Below are 21092 nucleotides of genomic sequence, written 5' to 3' on the forward strand. Positions count from 1 at the left end.
GGACGGCGCCGCAAGCTGGGCACGCCGCCCGACCCGGCCACCACCCGCGCGGAACAGCCGGCCCGCCCGCACCCGCCCGCCGAACAGCCGCCCACCGGCCGGCCGACGCAGCAGTCCCAGCCGCAGACCCCGCCCCAGCAGGACCAGGCGTCCCTGGCCGGCGGTCAGGGACGGCTCGCGCCGGTCACCGAGGGCGCCGGACGGTCGTACGCCATAGGGGCACCGGACCGGAACGCCGCCGAGGGACCCGAGCCGCTGGACGGTCCCGGCGGGGCCGTCGAGGTGGCCGATCCGCCGCGTCCGCAGCCGATGGACGACGAGCTGCCGCCGGAGCCGCTGGACAACCCGCGCCGGCTGCTGGTGTGGCCCGCGCCGGACGTCTCCACACAGCAGGCGCTCAGCGACCGCGGCTACCGGCCGGTGATCGTGCACTCGCGCGAGGAGGTCGACGCGCAGATCGCGGCGTTCCCGGCCGCGCTGTTCGTGGACCCGCTGACCGGGCCGATCACGCGCACGGCGCTCCAGTCGCTGCGGCAGGCGGCGGTGGCGGCCGAGGTACCGGTGCTGGTCACGGCCGGACTCGGACAGGCCTCGCGGGATGCCGCGTACGGCGCCGATCCCGCCGTCCTGCTGAAGGCGCTCGCGCCCCGGGACAGCGAGCAGCACCCGCCGCGCGTACTGCTGATCGAGGAGCACGCGGAGATCGCGCTGGCGCTGACCTCGACGCTGGAGCGGCGAGGGATGCAGGTGGCGCGGGCGGCGAGCGACGCCGACGCGGTGACGCTGGCCGGGCAGTTCCGGCCGAACCTGGTCGTGATGGACCTGATGCGGGTGCAGCGGCGCCAGGAGGGGGCCGCCGGGATCGTCGACTGGCTGCGCGCCAACGGGCAGCTCAACCGCACCCCGCTGGTCGTCTACACCGCCGCCGTCGACCAGGACGACCTGCCCCGGCTGGCCTCGGGCGAGACGGTGCTGTTCCTGGCGGAGCGTTCCACCAGCGGTGAGGTGCAGTCCCGGATCGTCGAGCTGCTCTCGCGGATCGGGACCAACTGACCTGACTCAGGGGATCGGGACCGGCTGAGGGCGCCCCTCCGAGGGCGCCCCTGCGGGTCAGCGGTCGACGATCCGCCGGGCCGCCTGCTTGATCGAGTCGCGCAGGCGGTCGGCGTCGTCGTCACCGCCGCCGATCAGGATGCGTTTCATCTGCGGCACGACGACCGCCCAGTTCGCCATCGCCACCAGCAGGAACAGGAGGTCGGGCGCCGGGATGGCGTCGGTGACCACACCGCGCTCCTGGCCGTCCCGCAGGGTGGCGACCTTGCGGGCGTAGTGCGCCTGGCGTTCCGCCTCGTGGGGCAGCTCGGCGGTGCCGTACTCCATGCCCTCCCAGAAGAGCAGGCGCAGCAGCTCGGGGTGGGCGGCGTGGTAGTCCAGCAGGCGGTCGATCCAGCCCTCGACGTCGTCCGGGTCGACGGGGACGGAGATCGCGAGGTCGAGCATCTTCTTCTCGAGGACGGACGCGAACAGCTCGCCCTTGTTGCCGTAGTAGGCGTAGATCAGCTGCTTGTTGGCCTTGGCCTCGGCCGCGATGCGGTCGATGCGGGCGCCGGCGATGCCGTGGCGGGCGAACTCCGCCACCGCCGCCTCGAAGATCCGGGCCTTGGTGGCCTCGGGGTCCCTTGCTGCCATGGGGCCAGGGTAGCGGGCCGGCCGCGGTAACCAACTATTTGGTTGACAGGCTTCGGGAATGCGGGCCAAAATCCCGGAGTTAGTTCCAACCAACCAGTTAGTTGCTACTTAGCGCGCACTCGAAGGACTCGCTCCGCTCATGCCGTCACCGCTGTCATCACCGTCACCGCTGTCATCGCCGTCATCACCGCCCGCTTCCGCGATCCAGCGGGCCGGGCTCGAAACCGGTCCCGTGCGTCGGCCCAGGGAGGTGACCTCCGGGGCCGGTCCGTCCGGCGCCGCCGCCCGCCTCTTCCTCCCCCTGATCGCCCTGTGCACCGCCGTCACGGCCGCCAACATCTACCTCGCGGCGCCGCTGCTCCCCCTCATCGCCCACGACATGGGCTCCACGCCGTCGGGGGTCGCCTGGCTCGCCTCGGTCGCGCAGCTGGGGTACGCGGCCGGCCTGCTCTTCTTCGCCCCGCTCGGGGACAGCGTGAACCGGCGCCGACTGGTCGCCGTCCTCTCGCTGGTCGCCACGGCGGCCCTGCTCGCCGCCGCCGTGTCCGCCGGGACCGGCGCGCTCGCGGGCGCCGTCCTGGTCGCCTCGGCCGCGACCGTCGTACCGCAGCTGCTCGTCCCACTGGTCGCCGAGCGCGCCCCCGCCGACCGCCGGGCCCGGCACGTCGCCGCCGTCATCGCGGGCCTGTTCACCGGCGTCGTGGCGGCCCGGGTGGCCGGCGGTCTCGCCGGGCAGGCCTTCGGCTGGCGCGCGGTGTTCGTGGGCGCCGCCGTCCTGACCGCCGTACTGGGGCTGGCGACCGCGTACATCCTGCCCGTGGAGCGCCGGCCGCGCCGGGGTCCGCTGTTCGCGGGGCTCGTCGCGATACCCGGCGTGGTGCGCCGCTCACCCGACCTGTGGCGGGCGTGCGTGCGGCAGGCGGGGATGTACGGCGCCTGGAGCGCCCTGTGGACCTCGCTCGCGCTGCTGCTCGCGGGGGACGAGGGGTACGGCCTGACCACCGCCGCGGCCGGGCTGTTCGGCCTGTTCGGGCTGGCGGCGAGCGTGGTCGCGCCGCTCGCCGGGGGCCTGGTCGACCGGTTCGGCGCCGCCAAGGTCGTACGGTCCGCGTACGCGCTGGCCGCCCTGTCGGTGCCGCTGTTCTGGCTGGGCGGACAGGCGATGGCGGCCCTGTGCGCGGCCGCCGTCCTGGTGCACGCCGCCCTGGTCGCCTCGCACGTCGCCAACCAGACCCTCGCCCTGACCACCACCTCGGCCCCGGCCACCGCCAACACGGCGTACGTCGTCGCCGGCTTCGCGGGCGGCGCGCTGGCCTCCGCCCTCGCGGGACCCGCGTTCGCCCACTGGGGCTGGGGCGGCGTGTGCGCGGTGGCGGGGGCCTGGCTGGTGCTGGGGTGGACGGCCACGGCCGTGCGCCCGGCGCGGTGAGGACGGCCCGGGCCGCACGCCCCCGCGCGATGAGCACGGCCAGGGCCGCACGCCTCGCGCGGTGAGGACGGAAGGGGCGCCGGGCGGGAGGCCGTGGGGCCTACCGCCCGGCGTCATCGTGCACGCGTCGGTCAGAGGCGGGTGACGTCGAGACCGCCGTCGGCGTACTGCCGGCGCAGCACCTTCTTGTCGAACTTGCCGACGCTGGTCTTCGGCACCGTCTCGATGACCGTCCAGCGTTCCGGGAGCTGCCACTTGGCGATCTTGCCGTCCTCGGCGAGGAAGGTGCGCAGGGCGGTGAAGTCGACGTCGGCCCCCTCTTTGAGGACGACGGTGGCCAGCGGCCGCTCGCCCCACTTGTCGTCCGGTACGGCGACCACGGCGGCCTCGGTGACGTCCGGGTGGGCCATCAGCGCGTTCTCCAGCTCCACGGAGGAGATCCACTCGCCGCCGGACTTGATGACGTCCTTGGCCCGGTCGGTGAGGGTGAGGAACCCGTCCGGGGAGATGGTGCCGACGTCGCCCGTCTTCAGCCAGCCGTCCTCGCTGAACTTGTCGTCGGGACGCAGCGGGTCCGCGCCGGGGCCGTTGTAGTAGGCGCCGGCGATCCAGTTGCCGCGCACCTCCAGCTCACCGGCGGACTCGCCGTCCCAGGGCAGGCGCTCGCCGCCGGGACCGGTGAGGCGGGCCTCGACGCCGGCCGGGAAACGGCCCTGGGTGAGGCGGTACGCGAACTCCTCCGGCGTCCCCACCACGTGGGCCGGCGGCCGGGCGACCGTGCCGAGCGGCGAGGTCTCCGTCATGCCCCAGGCGTGGCAGACCCGCATGCCGAGCGCGTCGAACGCCTCCATCAGCGACGGGGGACAGGCCGAGCCGCCGATGGTGACCTGGGTGAGGGAGGAGACGTCGCGGGGCTTGGCCGTCAGCTCGGCGAGCAGGCCCTGCCAGATGGTGGGGACGGCGGCGGCGTGCGTGGGCCGCTCGCCCTCGATCATCGCGGCGAGGGGCGCGGGCTGCAGGAAGCGGTCCGGCATCAGCATGTTCACGCCGGTCATGAAGGTGGCGTGCGGCAGTCCCCAGGCGTTGACGTGGAACTGCGGGACCACCACCAGCGAGGTGTCCTGGTCGGTCAGGCCCATCGACTGCGCCATGTTGACCTGCATGGAGTGCAGGTAGATGGAGCGGTGGCTGTAGACCACGCCCTTGGGGTCGCCGGTGGTGCCGGAGGTGTAGCACATGGCCGCCGCGGCGCGCTCGTCCAGCTCGGGCCAGTCGTACGTGGTGGGCTTGCCGGCGATCAGGTCCTCGTACTCGTGCACCTGGACCGCGGCCCCGTCCAGCAGGGAGCGGTCGCCCGGCCCGCTGACGACGACGTGCTCGACCGGCTTGAGGTGCGGCAGCAGCGGGGCGAGCAGCGGCAGCAGCGATCCGTTGGCGATCACGACCCGGTCGGCGGCGTGGTTCACGATCCAGGCCAGCTGCTTGGGCGGGAGGCGGAGATTGAGGGTGTGGAGGATCGCGCCCATGGAGGGGATCGCGAAGTACGCCTCGACGTGCTCGGCGTTGTTCCACATGAGGGTCGCCACGCGTTCGTCGTCGCCGACGGCGAGGTCCTCGCGCAGGGCGTGCGCCAGCTGGGCGGCGCGGGCGCCGATCTCGGCGAAGGAGCGGCGGTGCGGCTCGTCCTCACCAGTCCAGGTGGTCACCTGCGAGCTGCCGTGGATGGCCGACCCGTGGGCCAGGATCCTCGAAATCAGCAGCGGTACGTCCTGCATCGTGCTCAGCACGGTGTCCTCCCGGGGCGACATTGCCTACGCGGCGGCAAGGGTTGCGCTGATTCTGCGCACATACCGCGCGGTATGTCACTAGTCCCGGGTGATCGATCAGTGGGCGGGTCCGCGTGCACGATCCCACCGGGGGTGCACAGACCGGTTCAGGACCGCACAAACCCCAGCTCAGGGTCCTCCCGGAGCTTGCCGAGGGCCCGGGAGACCGCCGACTTCACGGTGCCCACGGAGACGCCCAGCACTTCCGCCGTCCGGGCCTCGCTGAGGTCCTCGTAGTACCTGAGGACGACCATCGCGCGCTGCCGTGCGGGCAGCTTCATGATCGCCCGCCACATCGCGTCGTGCAGGGCCTGCCGCTCCGCCGGGTCGTCGCCGCCGGGCACGGGCTCCGGCTCGGGCAGCTCGTCGCAGGCGAACTCGTCGACCTTGCGCTTGCGCCACTGCGAGGTCCGGGTGTTCAGCAGCGCCCGGCGCACATAGCCGTCCAGGGCGCGGTGGTCCTCGATGCGCTCCCAGGCCACGTACGTCTTGGCGAGCGCGGTCTGCAGCAGGTCCTCCGCGTCGCTCGGGTTGGCGGTGAGCGACCGGGCGGTACGCAGCAGCACCGGCTGGCGGGCCTTCACGTACGAGGAGAACGACGGGTAGGGGAAGGTCTGCGCCCTGGCCGTGGCCGCGGCCGGTGCCGTGGCCGGCGCCAGGGCGGTGGCGGCGTTCGAAGCGCTGGTGCAGACGGGTGTGGTCATGGCTCAACGCTATGAGCGAGGGGATGCCCGGCGGATCGGCCGCAGGTCCCGAAGCAGAGTCCGCCTCAGGTTGTAGGGGTGGTGTTGGCCCCACCTCCTGTAGGTGGAGTGGGGGAGGAGGGGTACTGCGGGTTGACCCCTGGGGGTCCGGCGCGGAAGGAGCACCCGCGCGGACGGCTCCGGTCGATCGGGGGGCGCGAAAACGCCCGGGCGACGGTGCCGAAGCACCGCCGCCCGGACGCACTGCGACCCCATGAAGCACACCCGCACAAGAAACCGGGGCCGGCGCGTCAGCGCACCCGCGCCGGCCCCTCAGCTCACCACCACAGCGGGGAGAAGCTGACGGCCACGTTCTCGTTGCCCTGGTTGATCGCGGTGAAGGCGGAGCCGTCGACCTGCGCGGTGTTGCTCTGGTTCGAGGCCCCGGAGCCGACCGCCTGCTGCTGCGTGGTGGACGAGTTGCCGTTGTTGTTCCCGCCGACACCGCTGCCGAGGATGCCGGCGTTGGCACTGGCGGCGGTCGCGTTCGATCCGTCGTCCGCGAAGGCCCCGTTGTCCGCCGTCGCGATCCCGCCGAAGAGAGCGGCGGCGAGCGGAAGGGCGGCGACGGCGGCGACGACACGGGCGGTACGGATGCTTGCCATGTTGTTCCTCCAGAACAAGTGCGCACCGGCTTCCAGCCGACAACGCGAGAAGTACGAGAACTAGGGCTTGTGCCAAGGCAGTTGGCCGACCGCCTCGACGCTGTGCACGACGTCGCGTGATCAGAGTTGCCCATCGAATCCCCGGCGAACCACCCCGGAAGCCCTGATTCGCCCTCAAGCGTGAGGACAAGTCGATAAACCCCTTTGCTTCCCTTCCGTCTCACGACGGGACAGCACGGACGACTCCGCCTCAAGCCCCACAAGAGGTGAAGCGTTCCGCCACTTCCTCTCCCCGCCCTCACCTCCCCGGCGTGTCGCACCCTCTCCTCTTCCCTTTGTCGAACATACGTACGAACATAGACCCATGGCCACCACCGACCGGCAGGCCACGACGCTGGCCCTCGCACACGCCCTGTCAGCCGCGGAACGCGGGCTGGCCGTCATCCCGCTGTCCCGGACGAAGCTCCCGGCGCTGCGCTCCCCCCACCGCGACGCCCCGGCGCCGGAGCCGCTCACCTGCCGCGGCGAGTGCGGACGCTTCGGCCACGGCGTCCACGACGCCTCCACCGACCCGGCCCGCGTCCGCGCGCTGTTCGCCGCCGCGCCCTGGGCCACGGGCTACGGCATCGCCTGCGGCCTGCCGCCGCACCACCTGATCGGCGTCGACCTGGACACGAAATCGGACAACTCGGAGACGGACTCCTCGACCGCCCTGCGCGAACTGGCCCTGCGCCACCTCTTCACGATCCCGCCCACGGTCGTCGTCCTGACCCCCAGCGGCGGCCGCCACCTCTGGCTGACCGGCCCGCCCGACCACGTCGTCCCCAACTCGGCCGGCCGCCTCGCCCCCGGCATCGACATCCGCGGCGCCGGCGGCTACCTGGTCGGCCCCGGCTCCCGCACCCGCCACGGCGCCTACACGACCGCGCCCGGCACAGCCCACCTGGCCCCCGCGCCCTGCCCGCCCTCCCTCCTGCGCCTGCTGCTCCCGCCCCCGGTGCGGCATACCGGGGGCGGGACGACGGGCGGCGACGGCCGGGGCCTGGTCCAGTTCGTCCTCGCCGCGCACCGGGGCCAGCGCAACACCCGCCTCTTCTGGGCGGCCTGCCGCGCCTACGAGAACGGCATCGGCGCGGCCCTGCTGGCCCCGCTGCTGGAAGCCGCCCGCACCACCGGCCTGACCGAACGCGAGGCCCGCGCGACCCTCGCCTCGGCGGCCCGCATGACGGGCCACCGCCCCTGACGAACGCCGAGCCGCCCCTGCCTCCGCCTCCCCCGGCCACCTGGGCGCCCGTCCCACCCGGCACGCAACCGAAAGACGCCGATGCACGACCGCCCCAGAGTGCCGAACCTGTCGCTGACCCGGATCGCCCTGTCCTGCGGCCGCAGCGTCGACCTGACCGACCTGCGCCTCAGCCCGACCTACGGCGACATGCCGCACGGCTACCCGTGCCGCCCCGCCAACGACCTGCGCATCCGGGCCCTCCTGCACACCGCCGCCCAGATGTCCCCCACCGTGCCGGTCCACCTGATCCCGCCGCCGCGCGCGTACCCGGACCAGTACGCGGGCGCCTTCGGCCCCGTCGAGACACTCCCACGCGTCGCCTGCGTCGGCCGCTTCTCCTCGACCCCCCTGACCCCGGCCGCCGACCCGGTCGCCTACCGCTCCGGCCTCACCGTCATCTGGTTCCAGCCGACGCCCCGAATCCCGGCCCCGAACGACCCGGACCCCACCCTGCGGGACATCGACTGGCCGTCCCTGGCCCGGGGCTACGAACTGGAGGACCCGCCGTACGGGCCTTGAACCCCGGCCGTTCGCCGCCACACGAACGGAGACGCAGCCGGTTTCGTACGTCACCTTCCGGAGCGATGGCAGAGCATGTATCGGAGGTAGTAACTCTGTCAGCGTCTGGCCCGCCGTGTGAGACTGGCCCGATGCGGTGGGGGGCTTGGGGACGCGGGAGGGGAGTGCCGCTTGTCATTGCGGCGGGGTGCCTCGGAGTGGCGTTCGTGGGCGGCGGTTCGCTGGTCGCCGAGGTCACCGATGCCCGGCGGATTGATGCCTCCCCGGTGCAAGCCAACGGAGTCATCGACAGGGTCGTACACGTCAAAGGCGGGACCAATTTCCGAGTGTCCTACCGAATTGACGGTCAACGCTTTGCCACAGAAGACCTGCCCGTAGGCCAGGGAACTGCCCCCACGGAACCCACGCTTGGCACCACAGTGTGCGTCGAAGCCGCCGCCGCGGCCCCGAAGACCGTACGGCTGTGTGGCCAGAAGTATCCGAGCGGCGACGACGTGATTCCAGCAAAGGGGCTGCTGGCCTTGGCCGGCGTTGCGGGAACCGTGATGGCCGCCGGTTGGATCGTGGTGACCGGGCGGCAACAGAAGCGCGACAGCCGCCGGGCGGGCAGCGCGTACGGCGCCGGCCCCCGACCGTAACGCCTGGTCAGGGGCCGTCAAACACCGCGGTGGGTGTGGGATTTGAACCCACGGTGACTTGCGCCACGACGGTTTTCAAGAGCGTCAAGCATGCAGTGTGTGCGTCCTGGTCAGGGACGGTTTCGACTCTCGCGAGGGTGCAACTGGCCCACACATGGCCCATGGGCGCAGGAGGAGCCAGCTGCCGTCTCCCTCAAGCGCGCCAACAGAGCGCACGCTTTCGTACGGTTCCCACGGCCGTCCAGGAGCGTTCATTGGGGCCACTGAACCGGTCGCAGGGATGCGCGTACGCCAATGAACAGTGATCGCCGGGTGGCAGTAGCCAAAACCAGTTCAACACAGGGTCGACATTTGCTACAGGAGCGAGCGCCACGTAGCTCCCGGGCCCGCTCGTTTAATGACACTCCCACAGACCCTTCAGGGAGGTGAATTTACAGCATCGCTTCTATGCGCTTGTGATAAAATGCCACCCATTTACCCGAATAGTCAATGGAGTGCATCACTAGTCGACCGATAGAAACTTCAAACCCTTGCATCGCTACAGGGTTTTCACCAAAATGGCATTTTAGCTTCCATGCCAGAAAATTAGGTATCCACTTCCCCTTAAGTGTGCGCCTCGCGTCTCCCGTCGCATATGCGGAGGATATTTTAACGGCAACCTTCGCTTCAACTTTGGACGTCTCAGAGGGTGGGAGCTTGCTCCTACGCCTCACTCTAGCCCGCGCAGCAGCAGCGAGGGCAGGGTCAACGATTCCATATTTGTCCGGGTTAATACTCGACTCTCTTCCGAAACCTACGTCACATCGGGCGTCGAGCGCCTTTGCAAGGCAGCACAGTTCAACCCACTCCCTCCATAGGACAGCGAGCTCCAGTCTCCAGTCACCCAAGTAGCCTAGAGCTTTTCTTGCAGTCCATCTGTCCAAAGAGAGGGAACTCATCATCACTTCTTCCGAGATCCCATGAGCGAATATATCGGCTTCCACATCACTATTCTGGGTGTAAAGAATGTGAGGGTTGCGTCGCCCCCCTCCGGAGATTTGCTCATTATCTCTATCTAGGCAGAAGAATAGAAGTCGATCCCCCAACGGTGAGCTCAGCTGCAGCGATCTCCCCCTCTTGCAATGATCGAAGAATGACAACACCGCCGGTTTGCCACCAGCAGATTTCCCAGTCACCTCATCGCGAATTTGCTCAACTAGCCACACTTGATATCCAGCGTCTTTGATCTTCTTGCTGGATTCGCATATTCTCGAATAGTGAGCCCTATCGTAGTCTCGACCTTCGACGATCAGGAAGACCTTATCTCTCGACATAGCCGCTCTGCGCAGGAAAGAGGACCGAGGACGAGTGATCTTTTTTGTTCCTGTCACAGCGGAAAAATCCTGTCCTCAGAGAGATCCGCCATAACGTCTGGCGAGTGCGTAGCCATGACTAGTTGTGCCTTCGGGTTCACGACCTGCATAGCTTCAATCAGCCTGTGCTGCCAATCAACATGCAGCGACAACTCAGGCTCATCAACCAACAATGTTGATTCCTCAGCGGCCAAACATTCAAGAAGCAACCGAAGGAGCTGTTTTTCGCCGCCGGAAAGGGACTCGATTGAAATTTCCTCGCCGTTTGACGTAATCTCCAACTGTCCTCGATTGAAAGTCAACTCCTTATCACCCCCATACATTTCGTTGACTAGCCGCTGAATCTTGAGCTGTGGTTCAAGTGCCGCTTCGATCTCTTGTTGAACTTCACTAATTTCAGACACTACCGTACGCAGCAGTGGATCGCGCTCATAGTTCTTTGCGAAGGACCCGTAAGTTCCAAGTTTTAGATGCCTGCGCAATCGTTGGTCCGCGAAGAAATCACGTACAACTTCGTATGCCTGTTTACTGTCCATACTCGGCACTCCTTCCTTTAGGAGTTTTTCGCTTCCGCCGAGGACAGACGACAATGTCAGCGCAAGCCCTTTTTCTTGCACATCCCTAATCTCGGTCAGGGACTTGGTATTGTAATTCTGCCAGATATTCTTGATCTCTTGCGCAAACAATTCATCCAGGGTTTCCTCATCGAGGGCGGAGTGGCCAAAATCCGACCTCTGCGAGTACACGTTCCGTCTCCTCGACTCATTGATCCGGTTGATTGATAGATACGTATGCTGGAATCTCGATTCCAGCGCATCTTCGGGCAGACTTTCTTTTTTTGTGGTCGTTTCCCAATTGAATACCCGAGACTCCACTAGCACATTCTGCGCCACTTCATATTTTCTGTGGATTCCTGCGGCAGCCTCATGGACGGATTTTTTGGTGATCTTCCTTGTAAAATCAGTCTTGAAGGTATCGCTGTAAAATGTGACCGTGGCCGACCTAAACGGCACCCGAGTAAGGGTGCTAGCGTTATTCTCGAGGGCGCTGTGTAGAATTTTGAGAAGTGACGTCTTGCCGGAACCGTTGAATCCCCAGAAGATGTTGGTGTCTCGATTGATTGATCGCCTAACAGTCCCTTTCCTGCCGGCCAAACCATTTACTGAGAAGGACTTGATGTAAGTCACTTGAAGCCTTATCCGTCAGAGGGCCACTGAAACGGTTGTGCTGATTCTTTCGCGTGGCGACAGGAGGGACAGTATCTAACGCTAACGGCTACTGGTCTACTCACTGTCGAAAGTTGGGTCGTGGCGTTTCGCGTGCGCGTCGACGCATCGGTTGAGCGGGGGCTCCTTGAGAGTGAGTGATCATGGGACCGCTCGCTAGATCACAGCGCCAGAGCCGTGATCTTCGAGGCTCGCGCCAAAGTGGACCTAACTGCACTAGCTACGACAAACCTCTTCTCTCATGCCGGATGGCTCTCGAGTGGTGCCGCCTGCGCCGGTTCGCCCGCAGGGTGGTAAGCAACGTCTTGCGTTACACGGTCGAAGAAGAGGGTCTGCTCAGCGCTAATCCGCTGCCCCGAGTGGACTGGACGCCGCCTGATAGTGACGACGAGATCGGTTTCCGGTACGTCCCTGGCCCGGATGTCGCGCGAGCCCTGCTTGAGGCCGTTCGGGACTTGGAACCGCGCGGTGCCCACCTTCATGCGTTCTGCGGGTGCCTCTACTACGCAGCCATGCGCCCCGGGGAGATCGTTGCGCTTAAGGAGTCGGACTGCACGTTGCCGCCGAACACTCCCGACTCGGTCAAGGAATGGGGCGAGCTGCTGCTTGGGGAGAGCCGCCCGGAGGTAGGCGGTGGCTGGACCGATGACGGCACGTCATACGAGAAGCGCGGCCTGAAGCGACGTAGGAGCGGGGCAACACGCACGGTTCCGATCCCGCCCGTTCTCGTGCATCTACTTCGGGAGCACATCGCCCGGTACGGCACGGCCGATGATGGCCGGTTGTTCAGAGCAGCGCGGGGAGGACGAGTGGACCCTACCGAGTACTGCGCCATGTGGGAGAAGGCGCGGAAAGCGGTGCTCAGCCCCAAAGAGGTGAAGTCCGAGCTTGCGGCAGTGCCGTACTCCCTGCGGCATGCAGGCGTCTCACTGTGGATCAAATCAGGAGTGGACCCCGCAGAGGTCGCCGCACGCGCCGGCCACAGCATCGCCGTGCTGTACCGCTTCTACGCGAAGATCCTCAAGGGCGGGCAGCAGCATTCCAACAGCCTCATCGCCCGCGCTCTCGACGGCGAGGAGCGGCCCTGATCCTGGCCCACAGATGGCCCATACGTACTGGTCAACCCTGGGATATGGGCGAGCCAGGGTGAGACAAGGTCATGCGGAAGGGGTGCCGCCCCGGAGAGCTGCACCCCTTCTGACCTGCTAGGTCTCTGACCTGCCTGCGGTGGGTGTGGGATTTGAACCCACGGTGGCTTGCGCCACGACGGTTTTCAAGACCGTTCCCTTAGGCCGCTCGGGCAACCCACCTCCGCACCGTCCCGCCTGGGGCGGAGCGGGTACAGCCTACCGGCAGCGTCCGCCGTGCGGGCTCACGTGTGGTGTGGGGGGCGGGCCGCCTGCCAGGCCGCCTCGATCATCGGGAAGATCTCGTCGAGGGCGGCCTCGGGGTCGGGGGCCTCGCGGGACAGTGAGTAGGCGTCGATCACGAACCGCGCGAGGGTGCGGGCGGCGGTTTCGCTCCGGGTCAGGGTGGGGTCGGCGGCGATGACCCTGGCCAGTGCTTCCGCGTGGCGCAGGCGTACCGACTCGTCGTACTTCCGCAGGGCGGGGGACGCGTCGATCATGCGCCAGATCGGGGCGGCGCTGTCCGCGGTGCAGTGCCGGACCAGGGCCAGGACCTCGCGGCGCAGCGCGGGGATCAGTGGCTCGTCCGGTGCCCGGTCGGTGACCGCGCGCGTGAGGCGGTGCTCGAAGTCCTCGTCCTGCTCGAAGACCAGGGCCTCCTTCGAGGCGAAGTGGGAGAAGAGCGTGGTGACGGCCACGTCGGCCTCGGCGGCCACGTCACGGATGCCCACCGCGTCGTACCCGCGTTCCAGGAAGAGCCGCAGCGCGGTGTCGGCGATCTTCTGACGGGTCGCGGCCTTCTTGCGCTCGCGGCGGCCCGACTGTTGCACGGTCATGCCCGGCAGGCTAGCAGGTACGAAACAATAACTGTTATGAAACGCTATCCGTTAGTGCTACGGTCGGCCGCATGAAGAAAGTGAGCTTCGAGGAATTCGGCGGTCCGGACGTTCTGCGCCTGGTCGACGCCGAGGAGCCCCACGCGGGGCCCGGTCGCATACGCGTCGCCGTGCGGGCGGCGGGAGTGAATCCCGTCGACTGGCGGGTCAGGGAGGGGCAGGTGCTGGGGGCGCATCCGGTCGAACTGCCCGCCGGGGTCGGGCTGGACGCCGCCGGGGTGGTGGACGAGGTCGGCGAGGGGGTCACCGGGGTCGAGGTCGGGGACCGGGTATTCGGCGAGGGCGCCGACACCTACGCCGAGTTCGCCGTGCTCGGGGCCTGGGCGCGGATGCCGGAGGGGCTGACCTTCGAAGAGGCGGCCGGGTATCCCTCCGTGGTGGAGACCGCGTTGCGCGTCATCCGCGAGGTCGGCGTACGGCCCGGGCAGACGCTGCTGGTCAGCGGCGCGTCGGGGGGAGTCGGGTCGGCGGTGCTGCAGATCGCCCGCGAGCGCGGCATCAGGGTGATCGGTACGGCCGGTGCCGCCAACCAGGAGTACCTGCGCGGCCTCGGTGCCGTCGCCACGACGTACGGCGAGGGCTGGGTCGAGCGGGTGCGGGGGCTCGGCGACGTCGACGCGGCTCTCGATCTGGCCGGTTCGGGTGTGATCCCCGAGTTGGTCGAGCTGACCGGGAGTCCGGAGAGGGTCGTCACCATCGCCGATCTCGGGGCGCCCGAGTTCGGTGTCCGGTTCTCCGGCGTGGCCGGGAGCGTGCCGGCGGCGCTCGCCGAGGCCGTCGACCTGATCTCGCGGGGGAAGCTCCACATCCCGGTCGAGAAGTCGTACTCGCTCGCCGAGGCCGCGGCCGCGCACCGCGACAGTCAAGCCGGTCACACACGCGGGCGCCGGGTCATCGTCGTCTGAACCGGGTCCCCACCTCCTGACGCACTTCGCCACCGGGGCCGGCCCCGGTGGCGAAGTGGGTTGAACGTGAGGGGTGGAGAACGCCGGTCAGTCGTCGCCGAGCTTCGAGCCCAGGGTGACCTCGGTCGTGTGCTGCTTGCCGCCGCGCTCGTAGGTGACGGTGACCCCGTCGCCGGGCTTGTGGGTCCAGATCTCGCCGATCAGGGTCGGACCGCTGTCGATCACCCGGTCGTCGAGCTTGGTGATGACGTCACCGGGCTTGAGGCCCGCGTCGTCGGCGGGGCCGCCCTTCTCGACCGGGTCGGAGCCGCCCACGCCCTGCTCGGTGAGCTTGGCGCCGTTCGTCGTCTCCTCCAGGGAGACGGAGGCACCGATCTTCGCGTACACCGGCTTGCCGGTCTTGATCAGCTGCTGGGCGACGAACTTCGCCTGGTTGACCGGGATCGCGAAGCCCAGGCCGATGGAGCCGGCCTGGCCGGTGCCGAAGCCGCCGTTGCCGGTCGACTGGATCGCGGAGTTGATGCCGATGACGTTGCCCTGCGCGTCGAGCAGCGGGCCGCCGGAGTTGCCCGGGTTGATCGACGCGTCGGTCTGCAGGGCGCTCATGTAGGACGCCTTGCTGTCGGCGCTGCCGTCGCTGGAGGCCACGGGGCGGTTCTTGGCGCTGATGATGCCCGTGGTCACCGTGTTGGACAGACCGAAGGGGGCGCCGATGGCGATCGTCGAGTCGCCGACGGCGACCTTGTCGGAGTCGCCGAGGGAGAGCGGCTTCAGGTCCGAGGGGGCGTTCTCGAGCTTGATGACCGCGACGTCGTAGCCCTGGGCGTGGCCGACCACCTCGGCGTCGTACTTCTTGCCGTTGGGGAAGGTCGCGCTGAGCTTGCCGCCGTCGACCGCCTCCGCCACCACGTGGTTGTTGGTGACGATGTGGCCTTCCTTGTCGAAGACGAACCCGGTGCCGGTGCCGCCCTCGCCGTTGCTTCCCTCGGCCTGGATGGTGACCGTGCTCGGCAGCGCCTTGGCGGCCACGCCGGCGACGGTGCCCGCTTCGCGCTTGACGGAGCCGCCGGTGTCGGAGGCGGAGACCGTGGTGGAACCGCCGTCGTCGTTGTTCCTGGCCAGGGTGTAGCCGAGACCGCCGCCCAGACCGCCCGCGACCAGCGCGGCGATCAGCACACCGGCGAGCACACCGCCACGTCCGCGGCCCGGCTTCGGCGCGGGCTGCTGGTACGAGGCGCCCCAGCCGCCCGCTCCGCCGCCCGACCCGTCACCGGGGCCCTCGCCGAAACCGCTGCCGTAGCCGTTGTGGCCGCCTCCGCCGTACGTCGGAGTCTGGGCGCCCGGGGGGCCCGGAGTGCCCGGCGGCGGGGGCGGGGGCCACGAAGCGTCGGGAGCGGTGGATCCCTGCGGGACCTCGCCGCCCTGGGGTGCCTGATGCCCCTGAGGCTGGGGAGCCTGGTGCCCCTGGGGCGCCTGGTGGTCCTGCGGCGACGCGCCCTGAGGCACCGGGTGACCCTGCGCCGCGGTCGGGGCCTCGGCGGGGGGAGCCGCCGGGGCGTCGGGGGCGGTGGCGGGCGCCTGGTGCGGGGCGGGCGGTGCGGGAGGCTGGGCGGAGGCAGCGGGAGCATCCACCGGCACGGGAGGTGCGGACGGGGCCGGGGGTACCGCGGTGCCCTCGTTCTCGGTGCTCACAGCTTCTCTCCTCGTTCCACGGCTGGTTGTCGCTCACCCTGGTCGCGCTCAGCCACGCTCACGCGCTGCTCCACGGTCCGGCGCGATGCGGATGTGCTGGTGCTTTTGTATGCCATCAGCTTTTCCCACGGGCCGTCAGAGCACCATAAGCGGTAGCTGTGGGTCCCCGACCGTCCTTTATATAGGTCATCCAAGACTAAACGGACGCGTTGCCGTTTCAGCCGATGGCACGTCTACCCGCCCGCGGTGGCACCATGACGCGGTGACTCACGCACGACAGCACCGGATTCAGGTCGTCGCCCACCGTGGCGCCTCCGAGGAGGCACCCGAGCACACCCTCGCCGCGTACCGCAAGGCGATCGAGGACGGGGCGGACGCCCTGGAGTGCGATGTGCGCCTGACCGCCGACGGCCACCTCGTCTGCGTCCACGACTGGCGCGTCAACCGTACGTCGAACGGCCGCGGTGCGGTGTCCGCGCTGGAGCTGGCCGACCTCGCCGCCCTCGACTTCGGCGCCCGCCGCACCCGGGAGTTCTGGCGCACGCGCGACGAGCAGCCCGACTGGGAGCACCGCCCCGAGGACCGGGAGGAGACCTCCGTCCTGACCCTGGAACGGCTGCTGCAACTGGTCGCCGACGCGGGGCGGCGCGTGGAGCTGGCGATCGAGACCAAGCACCCCACGCGCTGGGCGGGGCAGGTGGAGGAGCGGCTGCTGCTGCTCCTGAAGCGGTTCGGACTCGACGCCCCGGACTCGGCCGAGGAGTCCCCGGTGCGGGTGATGAGCTTCTCGGCCCGGTCGCTGCACCGGGTGCGGACCGCCTCGCCGACGCTGCCGACGGTCTATCTGATGCAGTTCGTCTCGCCCCGGCTGCGCGACGGACGGCTGCCCGCGGGTGTCCGGATCGCAGGCCCCTCGATGCGGATCGTGCGCAACCACCCCGCGTACATCGAGCGCCTGAAGCGGGCCGGTCATCAGGTGCACGTGTGGACGGTGAACGAGACCGCCGACGTGGATCTCTGCTCCGACCTGGGCGTGGACGCCATCATCACCAACCGGCCGCGCGCGGTCCTGGACCACCTGGGCCGCTGATTCGTCCGCGGCTCTTGACCCGGCGACCCGACTGCTCCATTCTCCGGTCTCGGCCACACCGACCAATTCCAGCCAGGTGATTACGGGGAGTGCTCCGGCGCGTTCGGTACGTGTTCGACCGTGTCGAATGCGTCACCGTGCGGGGATCGGCCGGTTTCCGGCTCAGGGCGATGGGGCATCCACACCGTGGCGTGGGGCGAAGGAGGTCTCGGGGGTGGCGTTGGTGGTGGCACAGGAAGTGCCCACGTCGTCGAGCATGGCCGTGCCCCATGGCCCTGCGGGCGTGGGGGAAGCGAGACACCGCATGCGCGATCAGTTGCGCAGGGGCGGGGTGGCGGAATCGGTCATCGACGACGCTGTACTGGTCCTTTCCGAGCTGTTGAGCAATGCGTGCAAGCACGGCCGTCCCCTGGGCGACGCCCTGGCCGGGGACGGCGACGTCCGGGCCGCGTGGCAGGTGGACGCGGGCGGCCGGCTCCTGGTGGAGGTCACGGACGGTGGCGGCCCGACCCGCCCGGCTCCGGCGACGCCCTCGGTCACCGCGCACGGCGGCCGCGGGCTGAACATCATCACCGCACTCGCCGACGACTGGGGTGTACGGGACGACGCCCGCGGAGAGGTCACGGTCTGGGTCGTCGTCCACGACGACGTGCACGACCCGGACGCCGGGCACCGGCGCGACGACTTCGCCGCCCGTATCTCGGCACCGGCGGTGTCGGAGATCCCCGGCCTGGACTTCGCGGACGCCTTCGAGGACCTGTCCTGACCCTTACGACGGCCTGGCCTGACCCGTACGACGGCCTGGCCCGACCCGTACTAGGACCTGGCCCGACCCGTACGACGACTCGCGCCGGTCCGGTGGCGGTGTACGGGGCCGGGCTTGGCGGCGAGTTGTCCACAGGCGGCCCGTCGTCCACAGGGTCCCGACGGCCGGAGTGGGAACGGCTAGGCTCGCGCCCGTACGAGTAGAGCCGTAACCGGGAGACACCCACGATGGCCAAGAAGCGACCCCAGACGAAGGCCAAGCGGCCCCAGCTCGACGATGCCGAGATCCCGGTCGTCGGGGCCCGCGAGCCCTGCCCCTGCGGCAGCGGCCGCCGGTACAAGGCCTGCCACGGCCGGACCGCCGCGCAGGCCACGACCGCGCTGGTGCAGCGCCCGTTCGAAGGGCTGGCCGGCGAGTGCGACTGGGTGGCGCTGCGGGAGCTGGTGCCGGCGGCCACGGTCGAGCTGACCCTGCGGGACGGCCTGCCCGAGGGCGTCCCGTCCGTCACGCTGGCCACGGTGCTGCCGATGGCCTGGCCGGCCCTGCGCCGCGACGACGGCTCGGTCCTGCTCGGCCTGCAGAACGACACGGCGTCGGGCGACATCAGCCGCGACCTCGCCGACACCCTCGCGCGGGCGCTGACCGCCGAGCCGGGCACCCCGGTGCAGGGGCGCCGCGCGCCGGCCGACGGTCCGCGGCTGCAGGACCTGCTCGCGCCCGAGGGCGCGTTCGAGCCGGAGGTGCACTCGGGCTTCGAGTTCTGGGTGCCGGACCCGGCCAACGCCACGCCGGACGTCACCGCCTCCCTGGAGCGGGCCAACGCCGCGGCCATCCCGACCGTCCGGCTGCAGGGCGTGGACGCCGCCTACTGGTGCGAGACGCCGGACAAGAACCACCTGCGCTGGGTCATGCCGCACGAGGAGGAGCGGCTTCTGGACGCTCTTGCCCGGCTGCACGCCGCGGGCCGGTCGTCCCTCGGCGAGGGCACCCGCCTCGTCGGTTCCTTCCGCGCCCACGGCCTCACCGTGCCGGTGTGGGACCTGCCGAGCGAGGTCACCGCGCAGGACATCGAGAAGCCGGCCGCGGAGTTCGCCGAGCGGCTCGCCGAGGCCCTGGCCACGGACACTCCGCTCACGCACGACGAGCGCCGGGCGCGCGGCGGTCTGACCAACCGGCAGGTGACCCTCAGCTGACGCGCAGCCATGCGGGCCGCGCCCGGCTGACCGACCGGTCAGCCGGAGCGGTGGCTCGCGGACGGGTGACTCCGGTCACAACTCCCGTTGCGTACAAGCCAGTCGGTGACCGGAAAACAAGAGATCGAATTTGCTAACCGCCGATCTCTTGTTACCGTTCCAGTAGCCCGGTTGCTGGTGCATCCCCCGTCGCCAGCAACCGGGTCTTTCCATGCGCCCGGTCGCGCACTCACCGCAGTCGCCGGTCAACTCCCCGTCCCCGCAGGCAGTTTGCCGACGTCACTCCCCTCGTCCCCGTCGTCCCCGTCGCCGCCGCTCCCGCCACTCCCGCCGCTCCCGGCCCGCAGCAGCAGCGGCCCGTACCCGGCCCGGCGCGCGAACTCCGCGACGGCCGCGTACCCCGCCAAGCCGCCCCCGCTCGCGCCCTCGGTGCCCTCCGGCGGCGTCTCGCAGGTGCCCGGCGCGTCCTCGACGCCCACCGCACAGCTGGTCCGCACGCTGCGTCCGTCAGGTCCCATGAGGCTCAGTACGGACTCGAGCGGGGCGCCGGTGGCGTTGCGGTAGTAGGTCCGCGCCCAGGTCTCCGTCCCCCGGGCCAGGACACAGGTCTGCGCCTCGATGCCCGCGGGCGAGGTGAGTTCGGGGCCGCAGCGCGTGGCCAGTGCGGGGCCGAGCGGCAGCGGCGAACGGGCCGGCGCGGGTCCTTCCGTGGCGCGGTGCACTCCCCCCGCCCCAGAGCCGGATTCGGGCCCCAGCCCGAGCCCCGATCGGTCCCCCGCCCCCGAGGCGGAGGCCGACGCCTTGCCGTCACCGCCCCGCGCGAGGAGCGGCACGGCCGCCGCGACCTCGGCGTCCGGGTCGCCCGAAGGCCCCGCGGACGCCACCGCGAACGGCAGTACGACCGCGCAGACCACGACACCCGCGAGCCCGTACAGACGGATCCGCCGGCGGTCCGGCCCGTTGCGGCGCGGACCGACGGCGCGGTGCTCCCCTGCGTGAAGCGGCATGCTCGGACGATAACGACCGGGGGCGGGCGCGGACTTCCGCGCGCGCCGACACCCCTACAACTCGGGCGCGCTCACACCCGTACGAGTGAGGGCGTCGACCACGGCGTCCACCACGGCCTCCACGTCGGGCACCCAGGGCGAGGCGGAGCCGGGCAGCGGCGCCCGCTCCCAGCGGACGGCACCGGCGCCGGTCTCGGACGGGGGCAGCGCGAGATAACCGCCCTCGCCGTGGAAGCGCAGGGAGCCGGGGACGAAGTCCTTGGCGTAGAGCAGCTCGCCCAGCTGCTCCATGGAGTACGGCTTCACCAGCAGCGCCCAGCGGGTGGGCGAGGCGACGACCGGGCCGAGCCGCAGCCCGGCGCGGTCGAGCGCGGCGAGGGCGTGGGCGGCCGGCAGGGCGGGCAGGGAGACGGCGCACGGGGCGCTGCCTCCGGTGGCCATGACGATCGGCGCGGTCGGCCGGTTGGTCCACCACCAGCGCACCATGCGGGCGTCGGTGGTCGCCGCGAGGAGACCGGGGTCGAAGGGATGTGCGCCCGGCACCGTGCACTCGGGGTCGGGGCAGCCGCAGCGTGACCGCGCCCGCGGTTCCGCCGCCGCGCCCGGGAGTACGGGCCACTGCCATTGTGTCGCGTAGGTCAGGGCCGCGCCGATCAGCTCAGGCTGCCCGTCGTCGTGCTGGGACAGGAGCCTGCGTCGCCTTCCGAGGATCTCGCGCATGAGCGCTCGTTCCTTTCCGTTGCACGCCTGGCAACACCGTGGTCTCTTCACACCATGTGTCGATCACTTCGCTGTGCGTTGCTGGTGGCGCATCACACCCCTGCCGAGAGACGTCCCCGCGGGGGCACGTCTCCGCCAAGGGCAAGGGAAACCCCTGTGGGTCGAGCACTGACTGCGTCCGTGACGGTTCCGGCCACTGCGTCTGGCAAGAGCATGGCGTGGCGCGGGGGTGGCGAAGTCTGGCGTTTTGCCGTCGCGCGTATTTCTCTCCGCCTCCGCCACGGGAGGATGGGGCACGGTCGTCGGTGGATAGGACGCCCGGGTCCGTCGCCGGGTTCCAGGTGGTCCCCAACCACCCCCGGCCTTCTCCGAGTACGTACCCAT

The 21092-nt window shown here is 69.8% G+C and carries 20 protein-coding genes and 1 tRNA gene; 10 read left to right on the plus strand and 11 right to left on the minus strand.

The window, feature by feature from the left end; all coding sequences use genetic code 11:
* A partial coding sequence (locus BZZ08_RS22725; protein ID WP_133169217.1) for a response regulator occupies positions 1 to 1053 on the plus strand: 1053 nt, incomplete at its 5' end.
* A 57-nt stretch (positions 1054 to 1110) separates the two neighbouring features.
* Here the strand turns inward: BZZ08_RS22725 and BZZ08_RS22730 are convergent.
* Positions 1111 to 1689 carry a TetR family transcriptional regulator gene (locus tag BZZ08_RS22730; RefSeq protein WP_104634100.1) on the minus strand — a complete coding sequence of 193 codons (579 nt, stop codon included), beginning with the start codon at positions 1687 to 1689 and terminating at the stop codon, positions 1111 to 1113.
* Positions 1690 to 1828: 139 nt separating this feature from the next.
* Between BZZ08_RS22730 and BZZ08_RS22735 the strand changes: the two genes are divergently transcribed.
* Complete coding sequence (locus BZZ08_RS22735; RefSeq protein ID WP_104634101.1) at positions 1829 to 3118, plus strand: MFS transporter; 1290 nt, start codon at positions 1829 to 1831, stop codon at positions 3116 to 3118.
* A 131-nt stretch (positions 3119 to 3249) separates the two neighbouring features.
* On the opposite strand, the gene BZZ08_RS22740 is transcribed toward BZZ08_RS22735, so the two are convergent.
* The 3 genes from BZZ08_RS22740 to BZZ08_RS22755 form a co-directional block, all read right to left on the minus strand.
* Complete coding sequence (locus tag BZZ08_RS22740) at positions 3250 to 4926, minus strand: long-chain fatty acid--CoA ligase (RefSeq protein ID WP_104634102.1); 1677 nt, start codon at positions 4924 to 4926, stop codon at positions 3250 to 3252.
* A 125-nt stretch (positions 4927 to 5051) separates the two neighbouring features.
* Positions 5052 to 5648, minus strand: coding sequence for a SigE family RNA polymerase sigma factor (locus tag BZZ08_RS22745; protein WP_198601635.1), 597 nt, complete (start codon positions 5646 to 5648; stop codon positions 5052 to 5054).
* 317 nt (positions 5649 to 5965) lie between these two features.
* Positions 5966 to 6292 (minus strand): hypothetical protein, encoded by a 327-nt coding sequence (locus BZZ08_RS22755; RefSeq protein WP_104634105.1) that lies wholly within the window; start codon positions 6290 to 6292, stop codon positions 5966 to 5968.
* Positions 6293 to 6656: 364 nt separating this feature from the next.
* Here BZZ08_RS22755 and BZZ08_RS22760 point away from each other — a divergent pair, with 364 nt between their 5' ends.
* From BZZ08_RS22760 to BZZ08_RS22770, 3 genes are all read left to right on the plus strand, one after another.
* Positions 6657 to 7535 carry a bifunctional DNA primase/polymerase gene (locus BZZ08_RS22760; RefSeq protein WP_104634106.1) on the plus strand — a complete coding sequence of 293 codons (879 nt, stop codon included), beginning with the start codon at positions 6657 to 6659 and terminating at the stop codon, positions 7533 to 7535.
* A gap of 81 nt (positions 7536 to 7616) precedes the next feature.
* Positions 7617 to 8096, plus strand: a complete 480-nt coding sequence (locus BZZ08_RS22765) for a hypothetical protein (RefSeq protein ID WP_104634107.1) — start codon at positions 7617 to 7619, stop codon at positions 8094 to 8096.
* Between the two features lie 197 nt (positions 8097 to 8293).
* Complete coding sequence (locus BZZ08_RS22770) at positions 8294 to 8734, plus strand: hypothetical protein (protein ID WP_133169218.1); 441 nt, start codon at positions 8294 to 8296, stop codon at positions 8732 to 8734.
* A 431-nt stretch (positions 8735 to 9165) separates the two neighbouring features.
* On the opposite strand, the gene BZZ08_RS38610 is transcribed toward BZZ08_RS22770, so the two are convergent.
* Entirely contained in the window at positions 9166 to 10047 is an 882-nt protein-coding gene (locus tag BZZ08_RS38610) for a hypothetical protein (RefSeq protein ID WP_133169219.1), read from the minus strand.
* Positions 10048 to 10100: 53 nt separating this feature from the next.
* Positions 10101 to 11273: an AAA family ATPase gene (locus BZZ08_RS22775; RefSeq protein ID WP_157953354.1), complete on the minus strand. Its 1173-nt coding sequence runs from the start codon at positions 11271 to 11273 to the stop codon at positions 10101 to 10103.
* 287 nt (positions 11274 to 11560) lie between these two features.
* On the opposite strand from BZZ08_RS22775, the gene BZZ08_RS22780 reads away from it, so the two are divergent.
* Positions 11561 to 12400 carry a tyrosine-type recombinase/integrase gene (locus BZZ08_RS22780; protein ID WP_274543292.1) on the plus strand — a complete coding sequence of 280 codons (840 nt, stop codon included), beginning with the start codon at positions 11561 to 11563 and terminating at the stop codon, positions 12398 to 12400.
* A gap of 137 nt (positions 12401 to 12537) precedes the next feature.
* Here the strand turns inward: BZZ08_RS22780 and BZZ08_RS22785 are convergent.
* Positions 12538 to 12622 (minus strand) — tRNA-Ser (locus tag BZZ08_RS22785).
* Between the two features lie 62 nt (positions 12623 to 12684).
* Entirely contained in the window at positions 12685 to 13275 is a 591-nt protein-coding gene (locus BZZ08_RS22790; RefSeq protein WP_104634110.1) for a TetR/AcrR family transcriptional regulator, read from the minus strand.
* Positions 13276 to 13346: 71 nt separating this feature from the next.
* Between BZZ08_RS22790 and BZZ08_RS22795 the strand changes: the two genes are divergently transcribed.
* A complete protein-coding gene (locus tag BZZ08_RS22795) occupies positions 13347 to 14240 on the plus strand; it encodes an NADP-dependent oxidoreductase (protein ID WP_198601637.1) in 894 nt (297 codons plus the stop codon).
* Positions 14241 to 14327: 87 nt separating this feature from the next.
* Here the strand turns inward: BZZ08_RS22795 and BZZ08_RS22800 are convergent, their stop codons facing one another.
* Entirely contained in the window at positions 14328 to 15932 is a 1605-nt protein-coding gene (locus tag BZZ08_RS22800) for a S1C family serine protease (protein ID WP_104634112.1), read from the minus strand.
* A 262-nt stretch (positions 15933 to 16194) separates the two neighbouring features.
* Here BZZ08_RS22800 and BZZ08_RS22805 point away from each other — a divergent pair, with 262 nt between their 5' ends.
* From BZZ08_RS22805 to BZZ08_RS22815, 3 genes are all read left to right on the plus strand, one after another.
* On the plus strand, positions 16195 to 17022 hold the full coding sequence (locus BZZ08_RS22805) for a glycerophosphodiester phosphodiesterase (protein ID WP_104634113.1): 828 nt from the start codon (positions 16195 to 16197) through the stop codon (positions 17020 to 17022).
* Positions 17023 to 17149: 127 nt separating this feature from the next.
* Complete coding sequence (locus tag BZZ08_RS22810; protein ID WP_104634114.1) at positions 17150 to 17788, plus strand: ATP-binding protein; 639 nt, start codon at positions 17150 to 17152, stop codon at positions 17786 to 17788.
* A 227-nt stretch (positions 17789 to 18015) separates the two neighbouring features.
* The gene (locus tag BZZ08_RS22815) at positions 18016 to 18981 is read left to right on the plus strand and encodes a DUF5926 family protein (RefSeq protein ID WP_104634115.1); all 966 of its coding nucleotides are present in this window, start codon (positions 18016 to 18018) and stop codon (positions 18979 to 18981) included.
* 245 nt (positions 18982 to 19226) lie between these two features.
* On the opposite strand, the gene BZZ08_RS22820 is transcribed toward BZZ08_RS22815, so the two are convergent.
* Both BZZ08_RS22820 and BZZ08_RS22825 read right to left on the minus strand, forming a co-directional pair.
* Positions 19227 to 19988 carry a hypothetical protein gene (locus BZZ08_RS22820; RefSeq protein ID WP_241965542.1) on the minus strand — a complete coding sequence of 254 codons (762 nt, stop codon included), beginning with the start codon at positions 19986 to 19988 and terminating at the stop codon, positions 19227 to 19229.
* Positions 19989 to 20042: 54 nt separating this feature from the next.
* Positions 20043 to 20708 (minus strand): bifunctional DNA primase/polymerase, encoded by a 666-nt coding sequence (locus BZZ08_RS22825; protein WP_104634116.1) that lies wholly within the window; start codon positions 20706 to 20708, stop codon positions 20043 to 20045.
* Positions 20709 to 21092 lie beyond the last annotated feature (384 nt).

The sequence above is a fragment of the Streptomyces sp. MH60 genome (genome assembly GCF_002939385.1).
Classification (GTDB): domain Bacteria; phylum Actinomycetota; class Actinomycetes; order Streptomycetales; family Streptomycetaceae; genus Streptomyces.